We start from the raw sequence: 19221 nt of genomic DNA, 5'->3' as shown, positions 1-19221 counted from the left end.
GCGTCGTCGAGCCCTGGCTGCCGTACTCCGTCAGGCGCCAGGTGGAGCCGTTCGCGCCGTTCGGCCTGCTCCCTTCCCCTCCCGCCTCCCGGCCCCTCGCACCGGCTCCGCACAGGACACGAGGTCACATGCCCCGCCCACTCCACCTCCTCACCCCCGGCGGGCTGGACGAGTTCGTCGACCGGGTCGTCCCGCTGCTCCAGGAACGCGGTGTCCTGCGCACCCGGTACGAGGGCGCCACACTCCGCGACCACCTCGGCCCGAGCCGTCCCGCGGCGCGCTGCGGAGGTGCCGCGTGAGGTTCCAGGTGCTGACCATCGTCGGCCACGCCCCGCATCCCCTGACCGGCGAACTCGGCCCGGCGGCCGACCGGCTGGCCGAGGTCGTCGAGACCGGGGTGGCCGCCGAGGAACTCGGCTTCGACGCCTACGCCGTCGGCGAGCGCCACGCCGGCGACTTCCTGTCGTCCAGCCCCACGGTGCTGCTCGGGGCGCTGGCCGCCCGGACGACCCGCATCCGGCTGCTGACCGGTGTCACGGTCCTGGCCGTCCTGGACCCGGTGCGCGTCGCCGAGGACTACGCCACGCTGCACCAGCTCTCCCGCGGACGGCTCGAACTCGTCGTCGGCAAGGGGGCGGAGGCGGGCCACTTCGGCCTGTTCGGCCTCGACGAGCGCCTCCAGTGGGAGTACCAGGCCGAGAAGTACGAACTGCTGCGCAGGCTCTGGCGGGAGGAGAAGGTCACCTGGCGGGGCCGGTTCCGCCCGCCCCTGTCGGACGTCACCACCGTGCCCCGGCCCTACGGCGGCCGCCCGCCGCGCGTCTGGCACGGCTCGGCCACCAGCCCGAACTCCACCGAACTGGCGGCCAGGCACGGCGATCCGCTGTTCAGCGCCAACGCCGTCCAGCCCCGCGCGGCCTACGCACGGCTCGTCGCGCACTACCGGGAACGCTTCGAGGCGCACGGGCACGATCCGCGCGACGCCCACGTCGGGGCCGGATCGGGCGGGCTGTTCCTCGCGGACACCACCCAGGAGGCGGTCGCCCGGTTCAAGGACTACTACGAGGCCCGCGTCCGGCAGGCGTACAAGCCGCACCTGGAGGGCCGACCCGGCTACAACACCCCCTTCCGCACCGTCGAGGAGGCCGTCGCCGACGGGCCGCACCTCATCGGCAGCCCGCAACAGGTCATCGACAAGATCCTCGGCTTCCACGAGGCGTACCGCCACGACCTGCAGTCGGTCACCGTCGACGGCTCGGGCCTGTCGCTCCCCGAGCAGATCGACCAGCTCAGGCGGTTCGCCGAGGAGATCGCCCCGGTGGTGCGCAGGGAGGCTCCCACCACCCTGTGGCAGCAGCCCTGACCCCGCGCCCGTCCCCCCGACGGCCGGCCCGGGCGACCGCCCGGCGCGGACCCCGCGACCCCGGGCCCGCGCCGGGCGGCGGTGTGTGCGCAGACCCTTGACGCGGCCCGGGGACCGTCCGACACTGCGGAGTGGGAAACCCAGTGAAAAGGTAGGGAAGCGATGGGCCGAACGGTGCCGGAGTCCCGCGAGGACGTCCCCGCACCCCGGTCGCTGCCCCTGCTGACCTCCCGTCGCCACATCGACCTGCTGCGCGTGTGCAGCGCGGCAGGCCCCCGCCGGGGCGCTCACGGCCCGGCCACGACCGGCGCCTGACCGAAGCGCCCCCGCCCCGCTCCGCACCGCGGACCGGTCGCCTTCCCCGAGCCCGCGCCGTACCCGGACGCGCACGCCGACGCCGTCGCGTGCCGCCGTCGTACCCCGCCACCGAGCACCCCAGGGAGACGCATGCCCACCCCGTTGCCCACGGCCGCCCAGTCCTTCCGCGCGCGGATCGGCGGTGACGCCCGCAGCGGCTACCCCGCCGTGCCGCACCGCTACCGGCTCCACCTCGCCCTGTCCTGTCCACGCGGCCTCGAGATCGCCGTCGCCCACGGCCTGCTCGGCCTCGGCGACACCGTCGCGGTCACCCTGCTGCCCGCCGTGCCCGACGCCCCCGACGGCGGGTACCTGGCGCTGCGCCCGCTGTACGAGGCCAGTTGCCACCGGCACCCCGGCCCGGCGGCGGGCCCGGTCCTCAGCGACGACTGGACCGGACGCGTCGTCAGCACGTGCACCCACGAGATCATCGGCGACCTGGCCCGGCGGTTCGGCGACCACGGCGCCGACCTGTACCCGCACGGCGCCCGGGACGCCGTGGAGGACGTCAGGCGGCTGTGCGAAAAGGACATCGACGCCGCCGCACAGCGCGCCGGCCGGACGGACGCCGACCGGGCGACCCGCGAGGCGGCCCTGAACACCCTGCTGCGCGCACTGGACTCCGTCGAACGGCGGCTGTCCTGGCAGGAGTACGTCCTCGGCGACCGGCTGACCCTCGCGGACGTGCACCTGTGGGTGAGCCTGGTGCAACTGGACACCGTCCACCGCTGGCACCTCGACGCCGCCGCGGTGCACCGCGTCACCGGCCACCCGCGGCTGTGGTCCTACGCGCGCCGCCTGCGGGAGCACCCCGCCTTCGGCTCCCGGCTCGACCTGGACGGCATCGTGCTGCGGCACCACGCCCACTGCCGGGGGCGCGAGGCCGCCGGGGCGGCGGTGCCCATCCTGGACTGGACGGCCGAAGCGGCGGTACGGGAACCCGTGCGGCAGGGCGAATGACCTGACGGGCCACCGCCGTCCGGGCCCCCTCGTGACCGTGGACCACCCGGATCGCCCGCGCCGGCGATCCGGGCGACCCGGTCCCGTCTCCTCGAACAAGCCGGTGCGCACCGTGTCGCTGTTGGGCCGAACGGGTGACTTGGCGTAAGAATTGACGGGTGCGAGCAAAGAGTGCGAGTCAGGGCGGGGGGAGCCGGTGAACAGCCACGACGTCACCGATGAACAGTGGGAGGGGCTCGCCCAGGTCGTCCCGTTGCGGGGCCGCGACACCTGGCCGTCCGCGGTGAACCACCGCGCGCTCCCGGACGCCGAGACGGAGCTGCGCCGCCGTTTCGTCGTGCTCAGGGTCAACGTCTTCGCGGACGCCCGCGAGGTCGCCGAGACCCTCATGGCGGGCGTGCCGGTCCTGCTGGACCTCACCGGCGCGGAGGGCGAGGTCGCCAAGCGCGTCCTGGACTTCAGCACCGGGGTCGTCTTCGGGCTGGCGAGCGGGATGCACCGCGTCGACCGCAACGTGTTCCTGCTGACCCCGGCCGGCACCGAGGTGAGCGGACTGATGGAGGACGCGGCCGTCCCCGGCGCCTGACCGGGGCCCGAGCGGCACCCGGCCGGGCCGGAGCGGGGCCTGCCCGTGACCGGCCGAGGGCGGGAGCGGTCGCGGTCCCGCGCCGGGCCGTCCCCCGATCGTGGGAAGGTCACCGGGCGGAACGGTTCGCTGCCCGGAGGGCGGCCTACCGTCCGGACATGACCGTGCCCTCCACGTCCGCCCTCGCCCCGCCGCCGTCCCCGCCGTGCTCCCCGCAGCCGTACCCGTCCGGGGACGGACGGCGGGGAGAGCACCGTCCGGACCGGCCACGGGTCACCGAACTGCGGCTCTCCGCCTTCGCCGGCCACCGCGGCGCCGTCCTCCCGGTCGCGCCGCTGACCCTCTTCACGGGGCCCAGCGGCAGCGGCAAGACCACCGCGCTGCGGGCGTACGAGGCGCTGGCGCGGCTCGGCGGCGGGGACGACCTCGCGGAGGTCTTCCCGGATCCGGTCGCGTGTGTGCCGGAGCGGGCCCGGTCCGACGCCCAGCGCCGCCGGGGCTTCCGCATCGGCTGCACGGCGGACGGGCCGGAGGGCCCGGTCCGGCTGGACGTCGCCGTGCAGACGGAGCCCGAACTGCGCATCGCCGGTGAGCGGTTGACCGCCGGCGGGCTGGTCCTGCTGGAGACGGCGCTGCGCGACCCGGGGCGTCACGCCGTCCAGGCCGCCTGGCACACGGGCGGCGCGGCGCCCGTGACCCGTGCCCCGCTCCCCGACGACCGGCTCGGCACGGCGCTGCTGCCGCTGCGGGTGGCCGGGAAGACCGACGGGCAGCGCCGGGTCCTCGCCGCCGCCGAGCAGATGGTGGTCGCGCTGCGCTCGGCGTTCCCCTGCGATCCGCGGCCCGGCCGGATGCGCGCCCCCGTGCCGCGCGGGACCGGCCGGCTGCTGCCCGGATGCGACAACCTCGCCGACGTCCTGCGGCGCACCCGCACGGAGTGCGGGCGGCGGCACGCGCTGCTCGTCGAGGCGGTCCGCGCCGGATGCGCCGGGCCGGTGGCCGACGTGCTGGCCGAACCGGCCGCGGACGGGCGGGTGCGGGCGGTGCTCGACCGGGGGGACGGGACCCGCACCGCCTTCGAGCGGCTCGGCGACGGCGAACTGCGGTACGCCGCCCTGGCGCTGGTGCTGCTGACCGGCCCGGGGGTGCTGGAGGTCGACCCGGCCGGCGAGGTGCCCGCCGCCCTGCAGACCCTGACGGTGCTCGCCGACGGGTTCGACCGGGGACTGGACCGGCGGCAGCGGGCCGCGCTGCTGGACCTGGCGGGGCGGATGTGCGCACGCGGCCACATCCGGCTGGCCGCGGCGGTGGGCGACGCCTCCGGGGCGCCCGGGGCGTGCGGGGCGGAAGTGGTACACCTGGTGCCGTGACGAAGGACTCCGAGCCGGCGGACCTGGCGGCGCTGCAGCGGCGGCTGGCCGATTTCGCGGCCGCGCGGAAGTGGCAGCCGTACCACACCCCGAAGAACCTGGCCGCCGCGCTGAGCGTGGAGGCGTCCGAACTCCTGGAGATCTTCCAGTGGCTGACGCCCGAGCAGTCGGCGCGCGTCATGACCGACGCGGAGACCGCGCACCGGGTGCGGGACGAGGTCGCGGACGTCCTCGCCTATCTGCTCCAGCTCTGCGAGGTCCTCGGCGTCGACCCGCTGGCGGCCCTGGAGGCCAAGATCGCCCGGAACGAGTCGAGGTTCCCGCTGCCCGGGGACTCCGGCGCGTGACGGCAGCGGAGTTATCAATTCCGCTATCACTCAACGTATCCGTTCACCGGCCCGAAACCGATTTGTTGTCCGCAGATTTCCGTCTTGCTCTGGCTTTATGTCTCACGAGCCTTCACGCTGGGTAATGAACAAGGGAGTTCGGGCGGACGTGCGAAGAGCACGTCGGGAGAGACGGGGGCAGCGCATGGACGCGGTGCGGCTCATCCTGGCGAGCAGGCGTGCCCTGGCGGGGAGCGGCGACGCCCCCACCATCCTGGCGGAGGTGTGGCAGGCGCAGTCCCTCGCCCAGGCGATCGGCAGCCGCCTGGCCGTCTCGGGCCCTCCCGAGCTGCGCGGCGAGGCCCTGGGGCTGACCGAGCTGGCGGGCCGCGGCTGCGGGGTGCTTCAGGCGCCGGACCTGGAGCCCGGTGACCTGCGCGCGGCCCAGCTCACCGAACTGGACGACGCGCGCCAGGCCCTGCTGTGCCTCGGCGGCCTGCTCGGCGAGGTCGGCATCGCCCTGGTCGGCGTCGCCAGCGCGGCGGACGACGAGGGCACGTACTGGCAGTGCATGGAGGCGATCGACGCGGCGGACGAGTCGCGGGACCGGGTACGGGAGATGCTGCGCAAACTGGCGGCCCGGGAGGCGGCGCTGCCGGAGAGAGAGGCCGGCTAGCGGTTCACGACGCCGCCTCGGCACCGCGACCGCCCGGCGCGGCCGAGGCCCCGAACTCCAACATCCCGTTCGCCTCGGTCGAGGACAGCGAGCGCCAGTTCGGCCGGGTGCGTGCCGCGGCACAGGAGGCCGGCCGCCGCCCCGACGACCTGACGTACTCCCACGCCCTGGTGGTCTGCGCCGCCGAGGACGACCACGAGGTCGCCCGCCGGGCCGCCGTGATCGGCCGCGAGGCCGACGAGCTCAAGGCCGACGGCCTGGCCGGTTCCCCGGCCGAGGCCGTCGACAAGACCGGCCGCTACGCCGGGACCGGGTCCCGGCGCCTCTACCTCCAGATCCTGGACCTCACCGACCTGGACCACCTGGAGCTGATCTCCTCCCAGGTGCAGTGGCAGCTGCCGTAACGGGCCGGCTCGCGGCGTGGGCCCGCCCGCGCCGCGCGTCGCCGGGCCGGGCCCGCGCGCCGATCGCAACCTGGCCCGGTGCGTGCCGATTCACCGCGTCCGGCCCGTCCCGTCCGGTCCCGGCCCGCCGCGCGCCGTCCCGTCCGGTCCCGGCCCGCCGCGCGCCGTCCCGTCCGGTCCCGGCCCGCCGCGCGCCGTCCCGTCCGGTCCCGGCCCGCCGCGCGCCGTCCCGTCCGGGACCGGCCCGCCGAATAAGCGAAGGCGCCGGTCCGGGACACCGTGGCAAGGTGAGGGCGTCGTCCTGCCGTGCCCCCTGGATCACCGTCCTCGGGAGCTTTTCGCCTGCACGGCACCGCAGTCGTCCATCCCGGCCGGAGAGGCCCTCCGCATGTTCCTGACGATCGGTACCACCGGCACCCCCGAACGCCCGGCGACCGACCTCGGTCATCTGCTGCACAAGCATCCCGGCAAGGCGCAGGCGTTCTCGACCTCGTACGGCACCGCGCACGTCTTCTACCCCGAGGCGGACGCCCGGCGGTGCACGGCGGCGCTGCTGCTGGAGGTCGACGCGGTGGCACTGGTCCGGCGCGGCCGGGACAAGGGCCGCGGCGGAGCACCCGACGCGGCGCTCGCCCAGTACGTCAACGACCGCCCCTACGCGGCTTCCTCGCTGCTCGCCGTGGCCCTCAGCAGCGTGTTCTCCACCGCGATGCGGGGAGTGTGCAAGGCCCGTCCCGAACTGCCCGGCCGGCCCCTGCCGTTGCGCGTGGAGATACCCGCGCTGCCGGCCCGCGGCGGCACCGGGCTCGTGCGGCGCCTCTTCGAGCCGCTCGGCTGGAGGGTGACCGCCGAACCCGTCCCGCTGGACGCCGAGTTCCCGGAGTGGGGCGACTCGCGGTACGTCGGTCTGGTCCTCGTCTCCGAGTCCCTCACGCTCGCCGAGGCGCTGCGCCAGCTGTACGTCCTCCTCCCCGTCCTCGACGACGCCAAGCACTACTGGGTCACCGCCGACGAGGTCGACAAGCTGCTGCGGGCCGGCGAGGGCTGGCTGCCCGGTCACCCGGAGCAGAACGTGATCACCAGCCGCTACCTGGCGCGCCGCTGGTCCCTCACCCGGCAGGCCAGGGAGCGCCTGGAGCTGGTCCGGCTGGCCGAGACCGACGACAGCGAGGTCGAGGAAATCGACAACGCCGTGGCCGAGGAGGCGGAGGCGGAGGAGAAGCCGGCCCCGCTCGCCGTGCGGCGGCGGGACGCCGTCCTCACCGCCCTGGCCGAGTCCGCCGCCGCCCGCGTCCTCGACCTCGGCTGCGGGCAGGGCCAGTTGGTCCAGGCGCTGCTGAAGGACCCCCGGTACACGGAGATCGTCGGCGTCGACGTGTCGATGCGGGCACTGGCCATCGCCTCCCGCCGCCTGGGCCTCGAGCGGATGGGGGAGCGGCAGGCCGCGCGGGTCACGCTGCTGCAGGGCTCGCTCACCTACACCGACAAGCGGCTCAAGGGCTACGACGCCGCCGTGCTCAGCGAGGTGATCGAGCACCTCGACCTGCCGCGCCTGCCCGCCCTGGAGTACGCGGTGTTCGGCGCGGCCCGCCCGCGCACGGTCCTCGTGACCACCCCCAACGCCGAGTACAACGTCCGCTGGGAGACCCTGCCCGCCGGGCACCTCCGGCACGGCGATCACCGGTTCGAGTGGACGCGCGAGGAGTTCCGCGGCTGGGCGGACCAGGTCGCCGCACGGCACGGCTACACCGTGGAGTTCCGCCCCGTCGGGCCGGACGACCCCGAGGTGGGGCCGCCCACGCAGCTGGCCCTGTTCACCCTCGGCACCAGGAAGGAGGCGGCGGCATGACCGGCACCCCCGAACCGCGGACGGCGGCGGCACGCACCCTTGCCGTCACCGACCTCTCCCTCGTGGTCCTCGTCGGCGCGTCCGGCTCGGGCAAGTCCACCTTCGCCCGCAGGCACTTCAAGCCCACCGAGGTCATCTCCTCCGACTTCTGCCGCGGCCTGGTCAGCGACGACGAGAACGACCAGAGCGCCACCGGCGACGCCTTCGACGTCCTGCACTACATCGCGGGCAAGCGGCTCGCCGCGGGCCGCCGCACCGTCGTCGACGCCACCAACGTGCAGGACGACGCCCGCCGCCGGCTGATCGCCCTGGCCCGGCAGCACGACGTGCTGCCCGTCGCGATCGTGCTGGACGTGCCGGAGGAGGTGTGCGCCGCCCGCAACGCGGCCCGCACCGACCGGGCGGACATGCCGCGCCGGGTCGTCCAGCGCCACGTCCGCGAACTGCGCCGCTCCCTGCGGCGGCTGGAGCGCGAGGGCTTCCGCACGGTGCACGTCCTGCGCGGAGTGGAGGAGGCGGAGAACGCCACGGTCGTCACCGAGAGGCGCTTCAACGACCTGACCCACCTCACCGGGCCCTTCGACGTCATCGGCGACGTGCACGGCTGCTCCGCCGAACTGAAGGCGCTGCTCGGCAAGCTGGGCTACGTCGACGGCCGGCACCCCGACGGCCGCACGGCCGTGTTCGTCGGCGACCTGGTCGACCGCGGCCCGGACACCCCGGGGGTGCTGCGGCGGGTGATGTCGATGGCCGAGTCCGGCGACGCGCTGTGCGTGGCGGGCAACCACGAGCACAAGTACGGGCGCCATCTGAAGGGCCGCACCGTGCGGCTCACCCACGGCCTGGCCGAGACCGTCGCGCAGATGGCGGGTGAGAGCGAGGAGTTCACGCAGCGGGTGCGGCGGTTCGTCGACGGGCTGGTCAGCCACTACGTCCTCGACGGCGGCCGGCTGGTCGTCTGCCACGCCGGTCTGCCGGAGCGGTACCACGGCCGCACCTCCGGCCGGGTGCGCGCCCACGCGCTGTACGGCGACACCACGGGCGAGACCGACGAGTTCGGTCTGCCGGTGCGCTACCCGTGGGCGGAGGACTACCGGGGCCGGGCGGCCGTGGTCTACGGCCACACCCCGGTCCCGGAGGCCACCTGGCTCAACAACACCATCTGCCTGGACACGGGCGCCGTGTTCGGCGGCCGGCTCACCGCGCTGCGCTGGCCGGAGCGGGAGCTCGTCGACGTACCGGCCGAGCGGGTCTGGTACGAGCCGGCCAGGCCGCTGCGCACGGAGGCCCCCGGCGGCCACGACGGGCGTCCGCTGGACCTCGGTGACGTGCACGGCCGCAGGGCGGTGGAGACCCGCCACGCGGGCCGGGTCGCGGTGCGCGAGGAGAACGCGGCGGCGGCCCTGGAGGTCATGAGCCGCTTCGCGGTGGACCCGCGGCTGCTGCCGTACCTGCCGCCCACGACGGCCCCGACGGCGACCTCGCGGGTGGAGGGCTTCCTGGAGCACCCGGTGGAGGCGTTCGAGCAGTACCGCGAGGACGGCGTCGAGCGGGTCGTGTGCGAGGAGAAGCACATGGGTTCGCGGGCGGTGGCCCTGGTGTGCCGGGACGCGGAGGCGGCGAGCCGGCGGTTCGGGGTGGAGGGCGTCACGGGCTCGCTGTACACCCGCACCGGCCGCCCGTTCTTCGACGACCCGGCCGTCACCGAGGAGATCCTCGCGCGCCTGCGCACGGCGATCACCGAGGCCGGCCTGTGGGACGAGCTCGCCGCGTCCGGCGCCACGTCCGGCGGTGCGTCCGGCACGGGCGACTGGCTGTTGCTCGACGCCGAGCTGATGCCCTGGTCGCTGAAGGCGTCCGGCCTGCTGCGCACGCAGTACGCGGCGGTGGGCGCCGCCTCGTCGGCGGTGTTCCCGGGCGCGCTGGACGCCCTGGAGGGCGCGGCCGCGCGGGGTGTGGACGTGGCCGGCCTGCTGGCCCGCCAGCGCGGCCGGGCCGCGGACGCCGCCGCGTTCACGGCGGCCTACCGCCGCTACTGCTGGCCGACCGAGGGACTGGAGGGCGTCCGTCTGGCGCCGTTCCAGATCCTCGCCGCCCCGGGACGCAGCCTGGCCACCCTGCCCCACGACGAGCAGCTCGCCCTGCTCGACCGCCTGGTGGAGCACGACGGCAGCGGCCTGCTGCAGACCACCAGGCGCCTGTACGTCGACACGGGCGACCCCGAGTCGGTCCAGGCGGGCGTCGACTGGTGGCTGGAGATGACCGGCCGCGGCGGTGAGGGCATGGTCGTCAAGCCGCTCGGCGCCCTGGCCCGCACCGGGGCGGGCCGCCTGGTCCAGCCGGGCCTGAAGTGCCGGGGCCGGGAGTACCTGCGGATCGTCTACGGTCCCGAGTACACCCGCCCGGACAACCTGGCCCGCCTGCGCCGGCGCTTCCTGAACCACAAGCGCTCCCTGGCCGTCCGCGAGTACGCCCTCGGCCTGGAGGCGCTCGACCGCCTGGCCGGCGGCGAGCCGCTGTGGCGGGTGCACGAGGCGGTCTTCGGGGTGCTGGCGCTGGAGTCGGAGCCGGTGGACCCGCGTCTGTAGCCGACGTGCCCGACGCGGCCCGGCGGCCCCGGGCCCTGACGGGCCCCCGGGCCCTGACGGGCCCCCGGGCCCTGACGGGCCCCCGGGCCCTGACGGGCCCCCGGGCCCTGACGGGCCCCCGGCTCCGTCCCCCTACGGGTCCTGATCCCGGGCGGGCGGCCGGTCCCGGGCGGGCACCGATGGGGCCCGTCGCCAAAGGCGAGCAGGCGCCCCGCCGGCGGCAGCACGGCGCCCGCCTCGCCTCCTGCAGTCGTGCCCGGGGCGTCGGGCACGGCGGTCGTGGCGGCGGGGCGGCAGGCGGTCGGCCCGTCGGCCGTCGGGGTGACGAGAACGACAGGGGGCCGAAACCGCCGAGCCGGGGGTGAACCCCGGTGCCTGCGGTCAGGATGAAGACATGGCATTCCATGTCGACTCCGAGGCCGGGCGGCTGCGCCGCGTCATCCTGCACCGGCCGGATCTGGAGCTCAAGAGGCTCACCCCCAGCAACAAGGACGCGCTCCTGTTCGACGACGTGCTCTGGGTGCGCCGGGCCCGCGCCGAGCACGACGGGTTCGCCGACGTGCTGAGCGACCGCGGCGTGGCCGTGCACCTCTTCGGCGACCTGCTGACCGAGGCGATGGAGATCCCGGCCGCCCGCTCACTCGTCCTGGACCGCGTCTTCGACGAGAAGGTGTACGGGCCACTCGCGACCGACGATCTGCGGGCCGCGTTCGAGACGCTGCCCGCCCCCGAACTCGCCGAGGCCCTGGTCGGCGGCATGACCAAGCGCGAGTTCCTCGAGGCGAACGCGGAGCCGACCTCCGTGCGGTTCCACGCCATGGACCTCGACGACTTCCTGCTCGACCCGCTGCCGAACCACCTCTTCACCCGCGACACCTCCGCCTGGATCTACGACGGCGTCTCCATCAACGCGATGCGCTGGCCGGCCCGGCAGCGCGAAACCGTGCACTTCGAGGCGATCTACCGCCATCACCCGCTGTTCGGCGGTGAGGCCTTCCACGTGTGGTCCGAGGGGCAGGCCGACTTCCCCTCCACCATCGAGGGCGGGGACGTGCTCGTGATCGGCAACGGAGCCGTGCTGATCGGCATGAGCGAGCGGACGACGCCCCAGGCGGTGGAGATGCTCGCGCAGCGGCTGTTCGCCGCCGGGTCGGCCCGGACCATCGTCGCGCTCGACATGCCAAAGCGGCGGGCCTTCATGCACCTCGACACCGTGATGACCATGGTCGACGGCGACGCGTTCACCCAGTACGCGGGGCTCGGCATGCTCCGCTCGTACACGATCGAGCCGGGTGCCGTCGAGAAGGAGCTGAAGGTCACCGACCACCCGCCGGAGCACATGCACCGCGCGATCGCGGCCGCGCTGGGGCTGAGCGAGATCCGGGTCCTGACCGCGACGCAGGACGTGCACGCGGCCGAGCGCGAGCAGTGGGACGACGGGTGCAACGTCCTCGCCGTCGAACCCGGCGTCGTCGTCGCCTACGAGCGGAACTCCACCACGAACACGCATCTGCGCAAGCAGGGCATCGAGGTGATCGAGATCCCGGGCAGCGAGCTGGGGCGGGGCCGGGGCGGCCCGCGCTGCATGAGCTGTCCTGTCGAGCGGGATCCGGTCCGGATGTGAGAGGGGAGGCCGGCGCGACGGGCGCCGGGGTGCCGGGGGCGTCGCGGCACCGAGCCGCCGTGACGACGAGGCGCCGTGACGACGGGACCCGGGACGGCGAGGGCCCGTGACGGCGGGGTCCGGGGTTCTCGCATAGAAATGCCGAGAGTCGTATAGAATTCCACAGGTTCCTGTCCCTCACCCGTTGGAGCGCCCCCATGGCGACTGTCCCGACCGCCCTCGCCGGCCGCCACTTCCTGAAGGAGCTGGACTTCTCCGAGGAGGAGTTCCGCGGCCTGATCGAGCTGGCCGCGGAGCTGAAGGCCGCCAAGAAGGCCGGGACGGAGACCCCCTTCCTGCGGGGCAGGAACATCGCGCTGATCTTCGAGAAGACCTCGACGCGCACCCGCTGCGCGTTCGAGGTCGCCGCCGCCGACCAGGGCGCCTCGACGACGTACCTCGACCCGTCCGGCTCGCAGATCGGGCACAAGGAGTCCGTGAAGGACACCGCCCGCGTCCTCGGCCGGATGTTCGACGCGATCGAGTACCGGGGCGACAGCCAGGCCGCCGTCGAGGAGCTGGCCGCCCACGCCGGCGTCCCCGTCTACAACGGGCTCACCGACGACTGGCACCCCACCCAGATGCTCGCCGACGTGCTCACCATGACCGAGCACAGCGGCAGAGCGCCCAAGGAGATCGGCTTCGCCTACCTCGGCGACGCCCGCTTCAACATGGGCAACTCCTACCTGGTCACCGGCGCCCTGCTCGGCATGGACGTGCGCGTCGTCGCACCGAAGGCGTACTGGCCCGCCCAGGACGTCGTCGACCGGGCCCAGGAGCTCGCCTCGTCCAGCGGCGCCCGGATCACCCTCACCGAGGACGTCGCCGAGGGCGTCGCGGGCGTCGACTTCGTCGCCACCGACGTCTGGGTGTCGATGGGGGAGCCCAAGGCGGTCTGGGACGAGCGCATCGCCGCCCTCGCCCCCTACGCCGTGACGATGGACGTCCTGCGCGCCACCGGCAACCCGGACGTGAAGTTCCTGCACTGCCTGCCCGCCTTCCACGACCTCGGCACCGAGGTCGGACGCGAGATCCACGAGCGCCACGGCCTGGACCACCTCGAGGTGACGGACGAGGTCTTCGAGTCCGCCCACTCGGTCGTCTTCGACGAGGCCGAGAACCGCCTGCACACCATCAAGGCCGTCCTGGTCGCCACGCTCGCCTGAGCCGCGCCAGGGCTTATCCTGACCGGCGGCGCGGAACCACCCCCTCCGCTCCGCCGCGCGACCCCTCCCGAGCCCGGCTCCCCTCCGCTCCCGGCTCCGCCCGAGCGGGGAGGGCCATGGCAGGGGGACACCCCACGGTCGTACCCGCACCACCAGAAACGAGCACCACCCCTCATGCCCGCTCCCGGCACCCCCCACCGCCTCACGCCCCGGATCAAGTCCCCCGCCCTCCTCGTCGCCGAGTCCGGCGCCGACCGCGAGGGCCACGGCCTCAAGCGCACGATGGGCCTCTTCCAGCTCGTCTGCTTCGGCGTGGGCGCGATCGTCGGCACCGGTATCTTCGTCGGCCTGTCCGACTCGGTCGTCCAGGCCGGTCCCGCCGTCGTCGTCTCCTTCTTGCTGGCCGCGATCACCTGCGTCTTCACCGCCTTCTCGTTCGCCGAGCTGGGCGGTGCGATCCCGGTCTCCGGCTCGTCCTACTCCTTCGCCTACGCGGGGCTCGGCGAGTCCACCGCCTTCCTGGTCGGCTGGTGCCTGCTGCTGGAGTACGGCGTGTCCGTCTCGGCCGTCGCCGTCGGCTGGAGCCAGTACGTCAACGAACTGCTGCACACCCTCACCGGGTGGCAGCTGCCGGCGGCCCTGTCCGCCGGGCCGGGCGACGGCGGCGTGGTCAACCTGCCCGCGGTGATCGTCATCGCCATGGCCTGCGTGCTCCTGGTGCGCGGCGTGCGCGAGAGCGCCCGGGCGACGGCCGCGATGGCCGTGCTGAAGCTCGCCGTCCTCGTCGCGTTCTGCGCCGTCGGCTTCACCGCCTTCCAGGACGGCCACCTCACCCCGTTCTCGCCGGCCGGCCTCGGCGGCATCGGCGCGGGCACCACGGCCGCCTTCTTCTCCTACATCGGCTTCGACGCCATCACCACGGCCGGCGAGGAGGCCAAGAACCCGCGCCGGGACATCCCCGTCGCGATCCTCGTCTGCATCGGCGTGGTCACCCTGCTGTACTGCGCGGTCGCGCTCGCGGCGATCGGCGCCATCGGCGGCGACCAGGTCGGCGGGCGCCCCGCCGCGCTCGCCTACGTCGTCAGCAAGGTCACCGGCTCCTCGGCCGGCGGCGCGGTGATCGCCTTCGGCGCGGTCGTCGCCATCGCCTCGGTGGTGCTCGCCGTGATGTACGGCCAGACCCGCATCCTGATGTCGATGTCCCGCGACGGGCTCGTCCCGCGCGTCTTCGAGAAGGTCTCGCCGCGGACGGCCACCCCCGTCGCCGGCACCCTGATCGTCGCGATCGTCTTCGCGCTCCCCGCGGCGTTCGCGTCGCTGGACTCCGTGGTCGACCTGTGCACCATCGGCACGCTCGCCACCATGGTCGTCGTCAACATCGCCGTGATCGCGCTGCGCCGCCGCGAGCCGGGCCTCGCCCGCGGCTTCCGCGTGCCGCTGTACCCGGTCGTTCCGCTGCTCGGTGTCGCCTTCTGCCTGTACCTGATGTACGAGACCGGCGCGACGGCCTGGATCCAGTTCGCCGCCTTCCTGATGGCCGGGGTCCTCGTCTACGCCGGCTACGGCCGCCGCCACTCCCGGCTCGCCGCCACCGAAGGGATCACACCCGGGGGAGCGGACGCGGTGCGGCAGGAAGCCTGAACCAGACCGCCTTGCCCGAGCCGGTCGGGCGGTGCCCGCAGGAGGAGCTGAGGGCGCGGATCAGCAGCAGCCCGCGCCCGCCCTCCTCCCAGGGGTCGGGCGCCGTCAGGCCCGGGCGGGTGAGGTCGCCGGGCGGCGCCGGGTCCGGATCGTGCACCTCGACCTGGCAGCCGCCCGGGAGCAGCTCCACCACCAGCTCGATCGGGCCCCGGCCCGCGGTGTGCTCCACCGCGTTCGCCACCAGCTCGGCCGTGAGCAGCTCCGCCGTGTCGCTGTCCGCCGTGTGCCGCAGCTCGCTCAGCGCCCTGCGCACCAGCGCCCGGGCCACCGGCACGGCGGCGGCCGTGTGCGGCAGCGCGACCCGCCAGGAGGCGGGCGGCGCGCAGGGCGGCACGTACTGCCCCGGCGACGCGTGGTCGTCGGGGAACGGCTGGGTGGAGGGGCGTTCGGGCAAGGCGAGTCCGTTCATGGCACAGGACGCTCCCGTGATCGTCATCGGCTGTCCTGCTTTCAACCTCTCGGAATGGTACGGGCGCCCCGGAAGCCGGGCTCCCGGGGGGTCCGTGCGGCGCCGTCGGCCCCGTCGTCCAGCGGCGTACCCAGGCGCGCGCGCCGTCCCGCGCGCAGGCCGCGCTCGTTACGGGCCTGTCGACATGCCGTGACGTTGTGACGCGCGGGGGCCGCCCGAGTTGCCGATCCTCCTTATCGCGCCCTCGTGACGACGGTCAGGAACCGGTGATAACTTCGGGAGGCAGAGCTCAGCGAGGCAGTCCCCCGAGGAGGCCGCACGTCATGAGTCCCTTCACCGGCTCCGCCACCCCCACCTCGCACTGGCGGCACCTGCGCCTGGAGCTCGCCGACGGCGTCGCCACCGTCACCCTCACCCGCCCCGACCGGCTGAACGCGCTCACCTTCGGCGCGTACGCCGACCTGCGCGACCTGCTCGCCGAGCTGTCCCGCGAGCGGTCGGTCCGCGCGCTGGTGCTGGCCGGCCGGGGGCGCGGGTTCTGCTCGGGCGGCGACGTCGACGAGATCATCGGCGCCACCCTCGCCCTGGACACCGCGCAGCTCCTCGACTTCAACCGGATGACCGGCCAGGTCGTGCGGGCCGTGCGCGAGTGCCCCTTCCCGGTGGTCGCGGCCGTGCACGGCGTCGCCGCGGGCGCCGGGGCGGTCCTCGCCCTGGCGGCGGACTTCCGCGTCGCCGACCCCACCGCCCGCTTCGCCTTCCTCTTCACCCGGGTCGGCCTGTCCGGCGGCGACATGGGCGCGGCCTATCTGCTGCCCCGCGTCGTGGGCCTCGGACACGCCACCCGGCTGCTCATGCTCGGCGAGCCGGTCCGCGCGGCGGAGGCCGAGCGGATCGGCCTGATCAGCGAGCTGACCGCCGAGGGGCAGGCCGACGAGGCCGCCCGGGCGCTGGCCCGCCGCCTGGCCGACGGCCCGGCCCTCGCCCACGCCCAGACCAAGGCGCTGCTCACCGCCGAACTGGACATGCCGCTGTCCGCCGCGGTGGAACTGGACGCCTCCACCCAGGCCCTGCTGATGAACGGCGCGGACTACGCCGAGTTCCACGCCGCCTTCACCGAGAAGCGGGCGCCGAAGTGGCGGGGGAGGTGAGCGCCCCGTGCCCCGCACCCGGCCACCCGCCGGCAGCGGCCCACTGCCCGGCGAGGACGGCCTGCGGCGCGGCGGCTGCCCGCTGCCCGGCGGCGGCCTGCGGCCCGGTGGCGACGGCCCGCTGTCCGGCGACGGCCTGAGGCCCGGCAGTAGCGGCCGGCCGCCGGAGGCCGTGGACGGCCCGTCGGCGGGGGCCGGCGATCCGCGGCCCCGCCGCAACGGAACCCGCGGCGGGCCGTCGCCCGGTGGGCGCCCGCTGCGCGTCGCCGTGATCGGCGGCGGTCCCGGCGGTCTGTACGCCGCCGCGCTGCTCAAGCGGCAGGACGCCGCCCGCGAGGTCACCGTCTGGGAGCGCAACGCGCCCGACGACACCTTCGGCTTCGGCGTGGTGCTCTCCGACGAGACCCTAGGCGGGATCGAGCACGCCGACCCGGTGGTGTTCCGGGCGCTGCGGGAGGAGTTCGTGCGCTGGGAGGACATCCACGTCGTGCACCGGGGCGTGCGGCACGTCTCCGGCGGTCACGGCTTCGCCGCCCTCGGCCGGCACCGGCTCCTGGAGATCCTGCACGAGCGCTGCCGCTCGCTCGGCGTCGGGCTGCGGTTCCGCACCGAGGCCCCGGACCTCGCCACCCTCCGGCGGACCCACGACCTGGTCGTCGCCGCCGACGGCGTGCACAGCGCCACCCGCGCGGCCCTGGCCGGCGTCTTCCGGCCGCGGGTGACGGCCCACCGCTGCCGCTACGTCTGGCTCGCCGCCGACATGGTCTTCGACGCCTTCCGCTTCGACATCGCCGAGACCGAGCACGGCGTGATGCAACTGCACGGCTACCCGTTCGCCCGCCCCGCCCCCGGCCGCCACCCCGACGGCGCCTCGACCGTGATCGTCGAGATGCGCGAGGAGGTGTGGCGGGCGGCCGGCTTCGCGGACCTCGACGAGCGCGAGTCGGCCGAGCGCTGCGGCAAGATCTTCGCCGAGACGCTCGGCGGCCGGCCGCTGCGCTCCAACCGGTCCGCTTGGACCACCTTCCGCACGGTGGTCACCGAGCGCTGGTCGCACGGCAACGTCGTCCTGCTGGGCGACGCCGCCCACACCGCCCACTTCTCCATCGGCTCCGGCACCAAGCTCGCCGTCGAGGACGCCCTCGCCCTCGCCGCGTGCCTGCGCGAACAGCCGTCGACCTCCCGCGCCCTGGCCGCCTACGAGGAGGAGCGCAAGCCGGTCGTCGCCTCCACCCAGCGGGCCGCCCGCGCCAGCCTGGAGTGGTTCGAGGACCTGGACCTCCACGTCGGCCGGCCGCCCCGTCAGTTCGCCTTCGGCCTGCTCACCCGCAGCCGCCGCGTCACCCACGGCAACCTGCGCCTGCGCGACCCGCACTTCACCGAGGCCGTCGAGCGCGACTTCGGCTGCCCGCCCGGCACACCCCCGATGTTCACGCCGTTCCGGCTGCGCGGACTGACCCTGCGCAACCGGGTCGTCGTTTCCCCGATGGACATGTACTCGGCCGTGGACGGCGTCCCCGGCGACTTCCACCTCGTCCATCTGGGCGCCCGCGCGCTCGGGGGCGCCGGCCTGGTGATGACCGAGATGGTGTGCGTCAGCCCCGAGGGCCGGATCACTCCCGGCTGTGCCGGTCTGTGGACGGGCCGGCAGGGCGAGGCGTGGCGGCGGATCACCGACTTCGTGCACCGGCAGGCGCCCGGCACCGCGATCGGCGTGCAGCTCGGCCACAGCGGGCGCAAGGGCTCCACCCGGCTGATGTGGGAGGGCATCGACGAACCGCTCGACGAGGGCAACTGGCCGCTCGTCGCCGCCTCACCGCTGCCGTACGGTCCGCGCAGCCAGATCCCACGCGAGCTGACCCGTGCCCAGCTCACCGATGTCCGCGAGCAGTTCACCGCCGCCGCCTGGCGGGCCGCCCGCGCCGGTTTCGACCTGCTGGAACTGCACTGCGCCCACGGCTACCTGCTCTCCGGCTTCCTGTCCCCGCTGACCAACCGGCGCACCGACGCCTACGGCGGCTCACTGCGGAGCCGGCTGCGCTTCCCGCTGGAGGTCTTCGACGCCGTCCGGCGGGTGTGGCCGGAGGAACGGCCCATGACCGTGCGCGTCTCGGCGACCGACTGGGCCGACGGCGGGACGACCGCCGAGGACGCGGTCGGGATGGCCCGCGCCTTCGCGGCCCACGGCGCCGACGCGATCGACGTCTCGACCGGGCAGGTGGTCGCCGACGAGCGGCCGGAGTTCGGGCGGTCGTACCAGGTGCCGTACGCGGACCGCATCCGGCACGAGGTCGGCGTCCCGGTGATCGCCGTCGGTGCGATCTCCTCCTGGGACGACGTCAACTCCCTGGTGCTCGCCGGGCGTACGGACCTGTGCGCCCTGGCCCGGCCCCATCTGTACGACCCGCACTGGACCTTGCACGCCGCCGCCGAGCAGGGCTACGACGGCCCCGGAGCCGTCTGGCCGGCGCCCTACCGGGCGGGCAGCCGGCCCCCGCGGACGGGCCGCGCGGACACCCCGCAACCGCGGCCGGCACCGGAGCGTTGACACTGCCGACTGCCGACTGCCGACTGCCGACTGCCGACTGCCGACTGCCGACTGCCGACTGCCGACTGCCGACTGCCGACTGCCGACTGCCGACTGCCGACTGC

General features: G+C 74.8%; 15 protein-coding genes and 2 pseudogenes. 16 read left to right on the top strand and 1 reads right to left on the bottom strand.

What is annotated here, in order from left to right; all coding sequences use genetic code 11:
- From ABZ920_RS24310 to ABZ920_RS24245, 14 genes and pseudogenes are all read left to right on the top strand, one after another.
- A pseudogene (locus tag ABZ920_RS24310) lies at positions 1-299 on the top strand (hypothetical protein); the annotation flags it as partial.
- A complete protein-coding gene (locus tag ABZ920_RS24305) occupies positions 296-1363 on the top strand; it encodes an LLM class flavin-dependent oxidoreductase (RefSeq protein WP_361508669.1) in 1068 nt (355 codons plus the stop codon). The pseudogene ABZ920_RS24310 and the gene ABZ920_RS24305, both read left to right, overlap by 4 nt.
- 162 nt (positions 1364-1525) lie before the next feature.
- Complete coding sequence (locus ABZ920_RS24300) at positions 1526-1678, top strand: hypothetical protein (RefSeq protein ID WP_361508667.1); 153 nt, start codon at positions 1526-1528, stop codon at positions 1676-1678.
- Positions 1679-1810: 132 nt separating this feature from the next.
- On the top strand, positions 1811-2680 hold the full coding sequence (locus tag ABZ920_RS24295) for a glutathione S-transferase C-terminal domain-containing protein (protein ID WP_361508664.1): 870 nt from the start codon (positions 1811-1813) through the stop codon (positions 2678-2680).
- Positions 2681-2876: 196 nt separating this feature from the next.
- Positions 2877-3266, top strand: coding sequence for a cell division protein SepF (locus ABZ920_RS24290; protein WP_361508661.1), 390 nt, complete (start codon positions 2877-2879; stop codon positions 3264-3266).
- A gap of 158 nt (positions 3267-3424) precedes the next feature.
- Positions 3425-4636 (top strand): ATP-binding protein, encoded by a 1212-nt coding sequence (locus ABZ920_RS24285; RefSeq protein ID WP_361508658.1) that lies wholly within the window; start codon positions 3425-3427, stop codon positions 4634-4636.
- Positions 4633-4983, top strand: a complete 351-nt coding sequence (locus ABZ920_RS24280) for a nucleotide pyrophosphohydrolase (protein ID WP_361508655.1) — start codon at positions 4633-4635, stop codon at positions 4981-4983. Before ABZ920_RS24285 ends, ABZ920_RS24280 begins: the two co-directional genes overlap by 4 nt.
- A 184-nt stretch (positions 4984-5167) precedes the next feature.
- A complete protein-coding gene (locus tag ABZ920_RS24275) occupies positions 5168-5638 on the top strand; it encodes a DUF6099 family protein (protein ID WP_361508683.1) in 471 nt (156 codons plus the stop codon).
- Between the two features lie 59 nt (positions 5639-5697).
- Positions 5698-6042 (top strand): annotated as a pseudogene (locus ABZ920_RS24270) (LLM class F420-dependent oxidoreductase); the annotation flags it as partial.
- A gap of 388 nt (positions 6043-6430) precedes the next feature.
- Positions 6431-7891 (top strand): 3' terminal RNA ribose 2'-O-methyltransferase Hen1, encoded by a 1461-nt coding sequence (locus ABZ920_RS24265; RefSeq protein WP_361508652.1) that lies wholly within the window; start codon positions 6431-6433, stop codon positions 7889-7891.
- Positions 7888-10479 carry a polynucleotide kinase-phosphatase gene (locus ABZ920_RS24260; RefSeq protein ID WP_361508650.1) on the top strand — a complete coding sequence of 864 codons (2592 nt, stop codon included), beginning with the start codon at positions 7888-7890 and terminating at the stop codon, positions 10477-10479. The genes ABZ920_RS24265 and ABZ920_RS24260 overlap by 4 nt, the downstream gene beginning before the upstream one ends.
- A gap of 394 nt (positions 10480-10873) precedes the next feature.
- Entirely contained in the window at positions 10874-12103 is a 1230-nt protein-coding gene (locus ABZ920_RS24255) for an arginine deiminase (RefSeq protein ID WP_361508647.1), read from the top strand.
- Between the two features lie 197 nt (positions 12104-12300).
- Positions 12301-13308 (top strand): ornithine carbamoyltransferase, encoded by a 1008-nt coding sequence (gene argF / locus ABZ920_RS24250; protein WP_361508644.1) that lies wholly within the window; start codon positions 12301-12303, stop codon positions 13306-13308.
- A 174-nt stretch (positions 13309-13482) separates the two neighbouring features.
- Positions 13483-14949, top strand: a complete 1467-nt coding sequence (locus tag ABZ920_RS24245) for an amino acid permease (protein ID WP_361508641.1) — start codon at positions 13483-13485, stop codon at positions 14947-14949.
- Here ABZ920_RS24245 and ABZ920_RS24240 read toward each other — a convergent pair.
- On the bottom strand, positions 14909-15445 hold the full coding sequence (locus ABZ920_RS24240) for an ATP-binding protein (protein ID WP_361508639.1): 537 nt from the start codon (positions 15443-15445) through the stop codon (positions 14909-14911). The genes ABZ920_RS24245 and ABZ920_RS24240 overlap by 41 nt on opposite strands.
- A 296-nt stretch (positions 15446-15741) precedes the next feature.
- Here ABZ920_RS24240 and ABZ920_RS24235 point away from each other — a divergent pair, with 296 nt between their 5' ends.
- Positions 15742-16569, top strand: a complete 828-nt coding sequence (locus ABZ920_RS24235) for an enoyl-CoA hydratase family protein (RefSeq protein WP_361508636.1) — start codon at positions 15742-15744, stop codon at positions 16567-16569.
- A 256-nt stretch (positions 16570-16825) separates the two neighbouring features.
- The gene (locus ABZ920_RS24230) at positions 16826-19117 is read left to right on the top strand and encodes a bifunctional salicylyl-CoA 5-hydroxylase/oxidoreductase (RefSeq protein WP_361508680.1); all 2292 of its coding nucleotides are present in this window, start codon (positions 16826-16828) and stop codon (positions 19115-19117) included.
- Positions 19118-19221 lie beyond the last annotated feature (104 nt).

Origin of the sequence: Streptomyces sp. NPDC046831 (assembly GCF_040645305.1) — a bacterium.
Taxonomy (GTDB): domain Bacteria; phylum Actinomycetota; class Actinomycetes; order Streptomycetales; family Streptomycetaceae; genus Streptomyces.
The sequence above is the reverse complement of the archived record's forward strand: the minus strand, read 5'-3'. Positions and strand labels throughout refer to the sequence as shown.